The sequence below is a fragment of the Psychrobacter sp. genome (assembly GCF_030457785.1).
Classification (GTDB): Bacteria; Pseudomonadota; Gammaproteobacteria; order Pseudomonadales; family Moraxellaceae; genus Psychrobacter.
In genome coordinates this window covers 1-14,126 of the sequence record NZ_JAKDUI010000044.1, presented here as the reverse complement: position 1 = coordinate 14,126, position 14,126 = coordinate 1, and the positions used below count along the sequence as shown (strand labels likewise).

The following is a 14,126-nucleotide window of genomic DNA, read 5'->3' as shown; positions in this document are numbered from 1 at the left end:
TGGTAATCCGCCTCTTCAGTTTGATTTGCTTATTTCAAGTTGAGAGTGGGGTATTTTTATAAAAAGTAGCAATTGAAACATAGCTGAACAACAGAAACAAATACTTTTGCATGATAAAACAAATTGTTTGCAATTTTTAACAATTTATAAATCATAAACACCCAAAAAGTGGGCACACAAAATAAAAAACGATAGATCAGAGTGCTTCTAATCTATCGTTTACCAATCATTGATACGGATTGAGCGTGTATGGAGTCTATATCAAGCATGGGGTTTATACCAGGCATAGAAGTGGCATCGTAAATGAAAATACGAAATGCTTCCTACCTACACAATCCTACCCGACAAGACACTACACTACGCTACGGCATCGTCAAACCACCATCGACCGCGATGGACTGTCCAGTAATCGCTGCACTCAAATCCGAGGCCATTAGTATGACAGAATTGGCAAAATCAGCCACTGAGGTCGTTTCCCGCAATGGTGTAGTCGTTGCGATATAGTCAAATACTTCTTCTGTAGTGAGGCTGCTTGCGTCAGTCGTCTTTAGCAGACCACCTGCCAGCAAATTGACACGGATACCGTATTGTCCTAGCTCGCTTGCCAAGTTGCGTGTCAAACCAATGAGTGCAGATTTAGCAGTGGTGTAATCATAATAAGTGACCACCGGGTTATAAACGAGGTTGGTCGAGATATTGATAATCTTACCCATTTTCTGAGTTTTCATCTGCGGCAATACTGCTTGTACCGTGTTGACTGCACCCTTGACGATGCCATCCATCTGTTGAGAGAAGTGCGACCATTCGACAGTAGCAATACTGGTATTATTAGCTGTTGGGTTGAACTGATAGCTTGGTAAGGCGTTGTTTACCAACACATCAATACTACCGTAGCGAGCAGTGACTTCTTTAGCCATCGCTTCCACTGGCTCAAGCTCAGTGACATCAGCTTGATAAGCAAAGGCCTGCCCACCTGCTGCTTCAATATCTGCTACTACCGTTTCTGCTGCTGCTTTACTGTTTAGATAATTAACACATACTGCAGCGCCTGCTGCTGCCATTTGTTTGGCTATTTGCGCGCCAAGCCCGCGACTCGCACCAGTGACAATTGCCACTTTATTCGTCAGAAGACTTGGTACTACCGATTGATTCTGAGTCGTCATCTTTTATCCTTTATTATTATATTAGGGTTGGCCTATTTAAGTTGTTAAACTCATGGCGTCACCACCTTAAGTTCGTACTTATCATAGCATGATTGCAGATCTTCTTTTGTCTGCCGGAATCTGAGAATTGCTAGGGCGGTTCTTCATTTCAAACATGATCATAAAAATGAGATAAATGGCAGTCAAATAAGGAAAATAGCGCAGATAATATTATATAGTATCGAGACATTAGTCAGCTATTTGATAACTATTTGATAGGTACTTGATAGATACTTGACGGTGTTTGGCAACATTTAACCATTTTTAATCCATTTAGATAACTATCGATTGCATTGAGGACAAGGCCTAATTCATATACTGGTGAATGTTTGACATGCACTAATATAAACCCCACTTATCACCACCTTAATCACCGTCACAATATTTCCTTTAAATTATGAAAACAAGTAGCCATAATAGTGTGACTGGCTATTTAACCATTTTAGCCCATCTGAAGGTTGCTATTCAGATTGAGGGCACACCCTGGTTTGCATCATTTTTATTTTGGAGGAATATTTTGACTCATTTATCATCGAACATTTCGGCTCGTATAGTACCGAAAGCATTATTGGCAATGGCTGTCGGTCTAGTACTCGCCAGTTGTAGCAACTCTGAGACTACCGCTGCTGACGGCAGTGACGAGGCAGGCAGCACAACACTCAACTTGTACAACTGGTCTGAATACATGCCACAAGAAATTCTTGATGGTTTTGAAGAAGAAACAGGTATCGCAGTCAATTACACCACTTTTGATTCAAACGAAGCGATGTATGCCAAATTAAAACTGCTCGATGATTCGAGCCAATATGATCTAGCGGTTCCATCGACATATTATGTCGAAAAAATGGCCAATGAAGGACTGCTGCAAGAGCTGGATAAATCAAAGCTAAGTAACTTCAGCAACCTCGATACATCATTCACCAACACCGAAGTCGATCCAGAAAACAAATACTCTGTCCCTTATATGTGGGGTAGCACTGGTTTGGCCATCAATGGCGATACTGTTGATCCTGAAACCGTCAATAGTTGGGAAGACCTATGGAGCCCTGACTATGAAGGTCAAGTCATGCTGACCAACGATGTGCGCGAAGTGTTTGGCATGGCACTCCTGACGCTTGGTTACTCTGGCAACAGTAGCAACCCTGAGGAAATCGAAGCCGCTTATGACAAGCTCACTAGCTTGATGCCAAACGTCAAAACCTTTAACTCAGATGCGACACGCATGCCTTATATCGAGGGTGAGACTTCACTCGGGATGACATGGAATGGTGAAGCAGTCATGGCCAATGACGAAGGCCTGACCAGCTTGGTATACAAATACCCTAGTGAAGGGGCGATACTGTGGATGGACAACTTTGTCATTCCTAAAAACGCTAAGCAAGTTGATGCGGCACACCAGTTTATCGACTACCTACTCCGTCCTGAAAACGCTAAAATCGTGAGTGAGGAAATTGGTTATGCTTCACCAAACATGGCTGCACGAGAGCTGATGGACGAAGAAGTACGCAACAACCCAACGATTTACCCGTCTCAAGAAGTACTCGCAAATGCCGAATTCCAAGAAGATGTCGGAGATGAAGCGTTGCAAGTCTATCAACAGTATTGGGACCAGTTGAAAACCAGTCGTTAGAAACAGCTCCTTGAAAATGGAACATCAGTGTAGAATTAAAAACCCATACTACAGGCTACAAATAAAAATGCCGACTCTTAATAGTCGGCGTTTTTTTGTTTACAGATGTAGGTCTGTCTCCCCACCTTTATTCTCAATGCGACGTTGCTCACGACGCTGATAACTCAATCCAGAAGCAGCAAACCATTTTGGCTTAGTTTGTTGCAGTAAGTCACTAAGACTCTGCAGCTGCGCCTGCAACGTTTGCGTCAACCAAAAATAACCCTGCCATTCAAACCCTAAGTTACCCACACTAGGATATTCAGAGACAGCTATTCGCGTGATGGGTCGAAACACTTCATCGCTCGGACTGCGTAGTACCGCTGCCATATACAACATGGCTTGTTTCAACTCATGTTGATAGTGTGTCAGTAAAATACGATTGTCTTCATCAATTTCTATATTTGCCAAACGTGGTGCCGCACTCAGCAACAAGTCGATAGTACCAATGATATTACGATGGGTACGCTGAATGGTTTCTAGCGTTTCTTTTTCAATACCGGACTCTCGAGCCGTCGCCGCGATCTGCGGGCGTACCGCAAGCAGTCGTTTATTAATCTGCTGTAAATCTTTTACCAGAGATTTATTGATTGGCGTATCAGGTGTACTACTGACCGCTGAGTAACTGGCACTGGCTGAACGAACACCTTTGCTGTACTTAAAAGGCTTGGGTGCTTGCTCCTCCGAATCAATATGACTGCCAACACCTGCATATAAATTACTACAGGTTTCAAGGTTATTAGCCAATAAAAACCGCCACATTAAGGTTGATTTGAGTGGCAAAATCAATGTCACCGCCACGGAAACGACCGTACCAATTATGATATTAAGAGCACGGTAAATCCCATCCTGAACAATGGCATCGTGACCTAAGTCAGAAATAATCATCAACATGGTGATACCAGTCAATAGCCCTGTATAACCCAGTTGTTTGATGGCGTAATAGCCGATGATACCGCTAAGCACACCAATCAATGCAAAATCCAACCAAATCCATGAGCTGATATTTTGGCTAAATAACAAAACAATAATCGCGGCAACAATACCCAAAACTGTACCCAGAACTCGCTCTTTAGCCTTAGTATATATTGCGCCTTGATACTGCAGTAATCCTAAAATAATAAAAACCGTAATTGTCGTCCACTCTCCGTGTGGAAAGTTGGTGATCATATTGGCCAACAACGCCAATACGACGGCTATGCCTAAGCGTATGGCATGCAAAACACTTGCATGTTGATAGCGAACATAGGGCTCGATGAACGGTAAACTGAAGCGCTGCCAAAATTTTAGTTTCACGCAGAATAACTCTCTTAGTATGTTGATATAGAATGCTTTTACACGACACTCTTTAGTTAGAGGCAAATATAAGTATTTTTCACGGATTTAGTGTTCTCGTAATTTAGTGCTCTCGTAAAAACCAGCTACGACTTTTATTAAAAAAGATAAATGCTAAATACGCTGTGATTTGCAGCACTAGCCAAGAAAACTGCATTATCCTCGGTTTTTGCCATATTTGAAATACCGTTTTGGAAAATTAGTAGCAATCAAAGAAGCGTATCAACGAAAGATAAATATAACTTAATTTCCTCATGACTCCCTCATAGCGCTCAGCAAAAAAATAACGCCTTTTATCCGTTACAAGATAAAAGACGTTATTGTCAACAGCAAGAAATATGCCTGTCGCTCACTAGATAGAAGTATGCTAGGCATTATACCTCTAAATAATCTAGGATACCTTCTGCTGCTTCACGGCCTTCCCAGATCGCTGTCACGACTAGGTCAGAACCACGCACCATATCCCCACCTGCAAAGATTTTTGGGTTACTGGTTTGGAACTTATAAGTCTGCTCTTCGAGAGCCACAACACGGCCAGAGCTGTCCATCGAAACTTGCTGCGTTTCTAGCCAATCAGCAGGACTAGGACGGAAACCAAAGGCCATAATCACTGCATCACAAGGAATAATTTCTTCAGAATTAGGGATAGGCTCAGGACGTTGGCGACCACGATTATCTGGCTCACCCAACTGAGTAGTGACGACTTTTACACCATTTACCTTGCCATTCAAGCCAATAATTTCTGTTGGCTGACGGTTGAATAAAAACTGAACCCCTTCTTCACGGGCGTTGACCACTTCGCGGCGCGATCCTGGCATATTTTCCTCATCACGACGGTAAGCACAGAATACTTGCTCGGCCCCTTGGCGAATACTGGTACGATTACAATCCATCGCTGTATCACCACCGCCAAGCACTACTACTTTTTTACCTTTGAAATCAATATACTCTTCTGGGTCTTTTTCCCAGTCGTTGCAGCGATTGACGTTGGCAATCAAGTAGTCAAGCGCATCATAAACTCCTTCTAACTCTTCCCCTGCAAAGCCACCACGCATATAAGTATAAGTACCCATACCCATAAACACCGCGTCGTAATCACTTAGCAACTCATCAATGCTAATATCAGTACCGATTTCGGTCTCAAGACGAAACTCAATGCCCATGCCTTCGAAGATGACACGACGATTACGCATGACATCTTTTTCCATCTTAAACTCTGGAATACCGAAAGTTAATAAACCGCCGATTTCAGGGCGTTTATCAAACACCACTGGCTTGACACCGTTTCTTACCAATATATCTGCGCAGCCTAAACCTGCTGGTCCTGCACCAATGATAGCGACTTTTTTATCTGTCCAAACGACATCAGACATATCTGGGCGCCAGCCAAGGGCAAAAGCAGTATCGTTAATGTATTTCTCAACATTGCCGATAGTCACTGCACCAAAACCATCGTTCAGTGTACAAGCGCCTTCACACAAACGATCTTGGGGACAAACACGACCGCAGACCTCAGGCAGAGTGTTAGTACGGTGACACAACTCAGCTGCTTGAAAGATCTGACCTTCGGTCGCCAGTTTGAGCCAGTTTGGAATGTAGTTGTGAACGGGGCACTTCCATTCACAATAAGGGTTTCCGCACTCAAGACAACGATGCGATTGCTGCACCACTGCTTCACTCTCAAATGGTTTGTAAATTTCAACAAACTCGGTAGAACGAGTGGCAATGTCCTTTTTGTTCGGCTCGAATCGTGGAGTATCTAAAAACTGAAAACTATTTGCTAAGCGTTTTGCCATGGGAAATATCTCTTCTATATGTGGCTTTATATAGTGGGCTGTGGCAGTCAACGACTTAAAAATTATATATCGTGACTGACACTTACCTGCTAAAAACGTATGTATTAAATCCTTCATTAACTCACTGAATAAGAACTATATTTATCAGTGGTTAATGATTAAAGTTTCTCAGCTAGCTACTGTGGGTCCGCCATAGTGGTTTTTAGAAGGCTGGCGATGTTCGCCGCTTTTGGCTTGACCAAATAGAATTTGCGCACATAATGCTCAAAATCATCCAATATCGTCTGACCCCAAGCACTGCCTGTTTTTTCCACATGGGTTTCAAGCACTCGTTCTAAATAAATACGATGTTCTTCTGTCTGCTCACTAGAGATACGGTTCAAATCGATCAGCTCGTGGTTGCAGCGGTCAAAGAAATCACCTTCCATATCCAATACATAAGCGAATCCACCTGTCATACCTGCACCAAAGTTAAGACCAGTACGTCCAAGAATGGTGACGATACCGCCTGTCATGTATTCACAGCAATGATCGCCGGTGCCCTCGATGACAGCATGCACACCCGAATTACGTACACCAAAGCGCTCACCAGCTGTACCTGCAGCATACAACTTGCCGCCTGTCGCACCGTATAAACAGGTGTTACCAACGATGGCCGTCTGATGTGCGGTATAGCTAGAATCTTTCGGTGGATAAATAACAATCTCACCACCTGCCATGCCTTTACCTACATAGTCATTGGCATCGCCTTCTAGCTCGATGTTTAAACCACCTGCATTCCAAACACCCAAGCTTTGACCGGCCGTGCCTGTCAGACGCAGTTTGATTGGAGTGTCACTCATACCAAGATTGCCCCACAATCGCGCAATCTCGCCTGAGATACGAGCACCGATAGAGCGATCACAGTTACCGACACGATAGCTATACTCACCGCCTTGACCTTGACGGATATTGAGGTGCATATCATTGATCATCTGCTCAGCAAGCAGCCCTTTATCAAACGGCTCGTTGCGCTCAACCTGACAGGTTTGCGCTTTGCCACTACTGGCTGGATGGCTGAATAATAATGGGGTTAAATCTAAATGGCGCTGCTTGTCCGTATTACCCTCTAGCACGTCAAGTAAGTCAGTACGACCGACCAACTCTTCCATGCTTCTTACACCTAGTGCAGCAAGCCATTCACGCGTTTCAGTGGCCACGAATTTAAAGAAGTTAATCAACATCTCCGCTTCACCGATGAAATGCTCATCACGTAACTTGCCTTTTTGCGTAGCAACACCAGTTGGGCAGTTATTCAAGTGGCAGATACGTAGGTATTTACAACCAACCGCAATCATTGGCGTAGTACCAAAGCCAAAGCTTTCTGCACCGAGAATAGCGGCTTTCACGACATCAAGACCAGTCTTCAGGCCACCATCTGTTTGCACTCGTACTTTGTCACGTAGGCCGTTAACTCGTAGCGACTGGTGGGTTTCAGCAAGACCTAACTCCCACGGTGACCCTGCGTGATGGATAGATGACAGCGGAGAAGCCGCAGTACCACCATCATAACCTGAGACGGTGATCAAATCAGCATAGGCTTTTGCGACACCTGTCGCGATTGTACCTACCCCTGGACGTGATACCAGCTTTACTGATACCAATGCATCAGGGTTGACTTGTTTCAAATCAAAAATCAGCTGAGCCAAATCTTCGATTGAATAAATATCATGGTGTGGAGGTGGTGAAATCAGTGTCACACCAGGCACAGAGTAACGCAGGCGTGCAATCAAAGCATTGACCTTACCACCTGGTAGCTGACCACCTTCACCAGGTTTCGCGCCTTGCGCAACCTTGATCTGCATAACTTCTGCTGAACGTAAGTACGCAGGTGTCACACCAAAACGCCCAGAAGCAACCTGTTTGATTTTTGAGTTGCGCAAAGTACCGTAGCGTACTGGATCTTCACCGCCTTCACCAGAGTTTGAACGCCCACCGATGGTATTCATCGCCATCGCAATGGATTCATGAGCTTCTGGAGATAGGGCACCTAATGACATACCTGCCGAATCAAAACGTGGCAGGATTGCTGAGATATCTTCTACTTCGTCAATATCAATAGAGTTATCGGTTTTGAGTTTCAGCAAGTCACGCAGCGTGGCTACAGGACGGCTATTGACCAAATCTGCATACTGGCGATAGTTCTCAAAATCGCCAGTGCGTACCGCAGTATGTAAACTGTTGATCACGTCCGGATTAAATGCGTGATACTCTTTATTAAAGACGAATTTCAGCAGGCCGCCTTGGTCTAATGGTGCGCGACGTTTAAATGCATTAGCGGCTAATTGTGCCTGATCAGCAGCCAAATCGGCAAAGGTAGCACCTTTAATACGGCTCTGGACGCCTTTAAAACACTGGCTAACCACTTCTTCAGAAAGTCCGACTGCTTCGAACAACTGAGCACCACGATACGAAACAATCGTCGAAATACCCATTTTTGATAAGATCTTGAGCAATCCTTTATCCAAGCCTTTACGGAAGTTGGCTCGTGCTTGAATCGGATCACCAAGTAGCTCGCCACTGGCGACTAAGTTATCGATAACATCATAGGCTAAGTACGGATAAACGCAGGTCGCACCAAAACCAATCAACACCGCAATTTGATGCGAGTCGCGGGCCAAGCCAGTTTCAATGATCAAATTCGCATCAGTACGGATACCTTGGCTGATGAGATAATGATGCACAGCACCAGTCACCATGATAGCGTTAGCAGGCACTTTATCGGCATCGATATCTTTATCAGACAATACAATTAGGGTACGGCCATCACGAATATTACTCGCAACTTCCTCGCAGATAGCCGTGATGGCTTCTGATAACCCAAGATTGCGATCGTAATTTAAGTCGACACGCGCGAGTGTAAAGGCAGGATCATCCAATGTTTCCAGCTGTTGCATTTTGCTAGCTGATAGCACTGGTGACGACAATATGACTCGATGAGCATCCCGCGCAGTTGGTGAAAACACATTGGTCTCTGCACCCAAGCAAGTTTGTAGTGACATTACAATCGCTTCACGCAATGGATCGATTGGAGGATTGGTCACCTGAGCGAACTGCTGACGGAAGAAATCTCCAACATGGCGAATTTGCTGAGATAAAACTGCCATTGGCGTATCATCACCCATCGAACCAACTGGCTCTTGACCATTTTCGGCATTGGGGCGAATGATTTCTGTACGCTCTTCATTCGTAATATGATACATTTTTTGTAGTGCTTTGAGCTTATCGCCGCGGCATGCTTGCGCCGCCAGCTCCTCTTCTAGACGCTCATCGTCACGGATACGAGTCGCTTCATCACGCAACCATTTCCGATACGGGTGCGCTTCCTTCAATATGGTAGCAACGGCTTCAGTATCCATAATCTGGCCAGTTTCAGTATCAATAACCAGCATTTGACCTGGACCCACACGACCCTTGGCCAACACATCTTTAGGATCGTAATCCCAAACACCTACCTCTGAAGCTACCGTGATGTAGCCATTCTTAGTAGTCACCCAACGTGACGGACGTAGACCATTACGATCGAGCATACAGACCGCATAGCGACCATCTTGAATCACTAAGCCTGCAGGGCCGTCCCACGCTTCCATATGCTGCGAGTAAAACTCATAAAATGCACGCAAGTCCATATCCATGCTATCGACATTTTGCCAAGCGGGTGGCACCAAAACTGACATAGAGTGGAACAGATTCATGCCACCTGACATCAGCACTTCAAGCATATTATCTAAGCTTGATGAGTCAGATCCAGTGGTATTCACCAACGGTGTGAGTTGATTTAAATTTGGTAATTTTTCTGACTTTAACTTTGGTGTCCGTGCTGCAGACCAATTACGGTTACCGGTGATGGTATTTAACTCACCATTGTGTGCCAAATAACGGAACGGCTGCGCCAAAGGCCAACGAGGTAAAGTATTGGTAGAAAAACGCTGATGGAATACCACGATGTGCGAGGCCAATCGGTTGTCTTGCAAATCCAAGAAAAACGCTGGTAAGTCCGACGGCATTACCAAACCTTTATAAATAATCGTCTGACAACTCAGCGAGCAAACATAAAACAGTTCGTCATCTACTAAGCGCTGCTCTGCTTTTTTACGTGCTACAAATAGCTTGCGGTTAAAGTCTTCTGCTTTCAGATCATCGGAGGCATTGACAAAAACTTGCTTAAAGTCAGGCAAAGTCTCTCGACCAATCTCACCAACAATACTCAAATCGAGCGGCACATCGCGCCAGCCTGCTACCTCGAGCCCCTGCGCTTCAATCTCTTCGCTTAGCACTTCCTGACTGTGTTTGGCTTTGGCTTCATCTAGATTGACAAAAACCATTCCCACTGCAAAATTCTCTGTCACCGTTAATTGCTGTTCAGCGGCTATTTGTTTAAAAAACTCAGTAGGCTTTGCCAACAGTAAGCCACAACCGTCACCCGTCTTCCCATCAGCAGCAACACCGCCGCGGTGGGTCATGCAGCTCAGACTATGGATGGCCGTTTCTACTAAATCATGGCTGGCCTCACCTTCAATGTGAGCGATCAAACCAAAACCACAGTTATCAGAAAAGTCATCTGGCGTGGCCAAATGCGTATGGGAAGAAATCATTGACATGGCTAGTCCTTGTAAGTGAACGGGCGGCTTATACATCCAATGTGGAGAATAAGCCGACACCCGTAGGCAGAACGGGCTGATAATTAATATTCGTATATCCGAATTAATAATTGATGTGACACTCTGAAACATCAAACCAATAGGGTCAGGCAAGCAACTTGACCTCCTGGTCATTATATGATTTTTTAACAGATAATTGGCGCATTAACAGACTGCAAGTATTAGACCTGGCCTCAGGACAAAAACAATCCGATATACCAGTTACTCAGTCATCAATCATATAGTGTTGTGGACCTGAGTATCGCTTGTTACCGCGTTGTACTGAGCGCTTAGACTTGACTGGTCAGATACCAACAACGGTGCTTTTGATTCATTTTGAATATTTGACGCTCTGTATTCAAGCGCTTTATTCACTCCAAAAAGAGTGAACATAAAAGAGGCTGTCCTACTTGTCGTCGCTTCAATGTTCATGACGAGTAGCTGCGCTTAGGACAACAAACCTTAGCAACGACCTGATACGTGCCAGTGATTACTGACCAGTTATTCGCTACATAGTTTTAACGATAACTATACAGAACGTCGCCCACTGTTATATTAGTTAATGATTGCCAAAAAATCTAGTCTTTTCTACCGATTCATTCTCCATATTTTGTAAGAGAACTTATTACTATCACTCATAATGCCGAGTAAAACCCTATCAAAACATTAGCATAACCAAAATATGATTGGTTTTTCCACCCAACTCATGATGAGTTACTTAGGTCGTGTCATCCATCACCTGATTTATATGTTTAGTGGGCTTGATGGGATGCCAAAAAAAAGCCCATTAACTTTTCTAATGGACTTTTTTCATTCGTCTTGACGAGGCGAATGCTTAGATACAACACCAGGACTGTTCAGGGGTAAAATAGTAAAGCCCATGCTGCCGCTTCATATTACTCACACTCGCCTTCGTTAAACCTATATTGTATTAGACCAAAGATAACCGCACCTACGGCTGCATAAGTAACAAAAATAGAGACCTTTGAAGGTTAATTACTTCTCTCTTCTATCAGCTGCTTTATACTGTCCTGGTTGTTTGAGGCATTTGGATTATTGCTTGTACCACCACCAGCATTCGCACCCTGGGTACTGGTATTTGACGCATTGTTTGCGCTGTTAGAACTACTTGGCGGTCTAGGCGTTGGTACGACGGGCGGACTATTATTGGTATTGTTGCTGTTGGTATTGTTGTTGGCACCTGATGCTGCAGGCTGACTCTGACCTTCATTTTCTCCGTCTTCACCCTCAGCGGTATCCACAGACGACTCTTCCTCCTCATCCACAACACGCTCTTCAGTAACCGACAAGGTATCAGAAGTATCAGCAGACTGACGGATACTTTCCTCACTGCTATCAGCATCTTGTGTCTCTTCAGGTTCAGCTTGTTGGCGAACTGGCACTTCGCTTTCAGTTGGCTGTAGATTGACAGAGCGACTGCGTTGGGTGCTCAAATCTTTTAATGGTTCTGAACGCTCATAATTATCAATGATACCAATGTAGCGATTGATTTCTTCTGGCAGCACACGGACATCAGCGGGCAACTTAAAGTCTATCAGTTTGGCAGCACCAATGGCTTCTTGCGGGCTACTCATCAAACCGTAAGTCAACATATATCGTGCTTGGTCTTCATCATCAAGGTAGCGAAAATAAGAAAACTTTTCGCGGTCATCACGACCTTCTAAGTAGCTGACAATCACATCGTTCTCAGCAACATTCATCACCTGAACCGTCCACTTGCCTTTGTTAGCAAGCAAATAACGTTTATCTTTAAACTCAGCGGGGTAGTTACGCAGATCACGAATTGTGGCTTCAAAGCTCAGCGGCTGTACATCAGTATCAAGCTCATTCAAAGACTCTATTTTCAACGGCTGCTCAAGCTCATCGCTCAATTCTTCAGGTGCTGATATCGGTGCATTTTCTATTTTGGCCCCCATCGCTGGCGTTTGACTAAACATCCAAACCAGAGCCGTAACAACGCCTAGCAACAAAGTCACCATCAACCAAATCAATGCTTGACGGCGATATGACTGGCTGGCGCTACGCGTCGTCGATTTTGGTGCTGCCATGAGAATGTCCTTGGTAAAAATACATTTAAGAGCAAAATAGCAGCTCATTCAGATAAAGTGACTGTCTTATCACTCGTCACTCGTCTATTAGAGGGAGCGAGCTAACTTTTCACTACATGTTGCCCTAATACATCTGTTAATAGCGATGGCTCAAAATCTGTGGTTAATACCGCATCACCTAAAGATTTTAACAAAATAAGGCGGATTTGTCCGTGTTTCACCTTTTTGTCATGGCCCATCAAACTCAAAGCGGTTTGCACTTCTATCGATGGCGGCGCGATCGGCAAGTTTGCCAAGACTAAAACTCGTTTGACACGAGCCACTTCTTCACTGGTTAACCATCCAATCTTCTCAGACAGCTCAGCAGCTTGCACCATTCCAGCAGCAACCGCCTCACCATGCAACCAATTACCGTAACCTTCGTGAGTTTCTATTACATGACCGAAAGTATGACCAAAGTTTAATAAGGCGCGTACACCTGACTCTCTTTCGTCTTGCGCTACGATATCAGCCTTATACTGACAACAACGTTTGACCGCTTCGCCAAGTACTGCAAGATCCAACGCCATCATGGCAGGCAGGTTTATCTCCAGCCAGTCTAAAAACTTTATATCCATGATCAATGCGTATTTTATGACTTCAGCAAGTCCTGCTGACAGCTCTCGCGGAGGCAGGGTTTTAAGAGTACTCATATCCGCAAGCACCATTTGCGGCTGCCAAAAAGCGCCAATCATATTTTTACCTTGCGCATGATTGATGCCAGTTTTTCCGCCGACGCTTGAGTCGACCTGTGACAATAACGTCGTTGGAATTTGGATGAAGTTGACCCCGCGCATAAAGCTTGCTGCAGCAAAGCCTGTCATATCGCCAACCACACCGCCACCTAACGCGATCAGCGTGACGTCGCGATTAAAGTGCTGTGCCATCAATACGTCATAAATTTGATTGATACTGGTTTGATTCTTATATTGCTCACCATCTGCAAGCGTACAAACCTCAACCCTATATTGACACGCTAGCTCTTCTTCTAATGCCTTCAAATAAAGCGGTGCCACAGTATCATTGGTAACGATAAGTACTTGGCGGCCCGTGATGTGAGGCATGATTTGTTGAGCCATACTACCATTTGCAGCAGCATTTTCTGTAATCACAATTGGGTAGTCATGGCTTTGCGTATGAACGGTTAAACCATCAAGAAATAGTGGCGCTGCCATGAGATACTCCTTAAGCGTTTTAAAGTAATACAAAACTGGCGAAACTCAGAGTGCGAAACTTAGAGTACAAAACTTAGAAAATATAGCCAGTTAGTAATTATGATTATGGGGCTGTAGTAGATAAGGATTAAATATCACACCATTTTCTCAAGGTTTTCAGCT

Annotated in this window: 7 protein-coding genes; 1 reads left to right on the top strand and 6 read right to left on the bottom strand. The window is 44.4% G+C overall.

Features of this window, described 5'->3' with window-relative positions; translation table 11 throughout:
* Positions 1-362: 362 nt before the first annotated feature.
* Positions 363-1,163, bottom strand: coding sequence for a 3-oxoacyl-ACP reductase (locus L0J61_RS03785; RefSeq protein ID WP_301464986.1), 801 nt, complete (start codon positions 1,161-1,163; stop codon positions 363-365).
* A gap of 556 nt (positions 1,164-1,719) precedes the next feature.
* Between L0J61_RS03785 and L0J61_RS03780 the strand changes: the two genes are divergently transcribed.
* On the top strand, positions 1,720-2,832 hold the full coding sequence (locus L0J61_RS03780) for a PotD/PotF family extracellular solute-binding protein (protein WP_301464985.1): 1,113 nt from the start codon (positions 1,720-1,722) through the stop codon (positions 2,830-2,832).
* A gap of 99 nt (positions 2,833-2,931) precedes the next feature.
* Here L0J61_RS03780 and L0J61_RS03775 read toward each other — a convergent pair whose 3' ends face one another.
* The 5 genes from L0J61_RS03775 to aroB all read right to left on the bottom strand — a co-directional run bounded on the left by L0J61_RS03775 (position 2,932) and on the right by aroB (position 13,964).
* The gene (locus L0J61_RS03775; protein ID WP_301464984.1) at positions 2,932-4,167 is read right to left on the bottom strand and encodes an FUSC family protein; all 1,236 of its coding nucleotides are present in this window, start codon (positions 4,165-4,167) and stop codon (positions 2,932-2,934) included.
* 413 nt (positions 4,168-4,580) lie between these two features.
* A complete protein-coding gene (locus L0J61_RS03770; RefSeq protein ID WP_301464983.1) occupies positions 4,581-6,002 on the bottom strand; it encodes an FAD-dependent oxidoreductase in 1,422 nt (473 codons plus the stop codon).
* Between the two features lie 176 nt (positions 6,003-6,178).
* The gene (gltB, locus tag L0J61_RS03765; RefSeq protein WP_301464982.1) at positions 6,179-10,642 is read right to left on the bottom strand and encodes a glutamate synthase large subunit; all 4,464 of its coding nucleotides are present in this window, start codon (positions 10,640-10,642) and stop codon (positions 6,179-6,181) included.
* A gap of 1,031 nt (positions 10,643-11,673) precedes the next feature.
* The gene (locus L0J61_RS03760) at positions 11,674-12,750 is read right to left on the bottom strand and encodes a hypothetical protein (RefSeq protein ID WP_301464981.1); all 1,077 of its coding nucleotides are present in this window, start codon (positions 12,748-12,750) and stop codon (positions 11,674-11,676) included.
* A 101-nt stretch (positions 12,751-12,851) separates the two neighbouring features.
* Complete coding sequence (gene aroB, locus L0J61_RS03755; protein ID WP_301464980.1) at positions 12,852-13,964, bottom strand: 3-dehydroquinate synthase; 1,113 nt, start codon at positions 13,962-13,964, stop codon at positions 12,852-12,854.
* Positions 13,965-14,126: the final 162 nt, after the last annotated feature.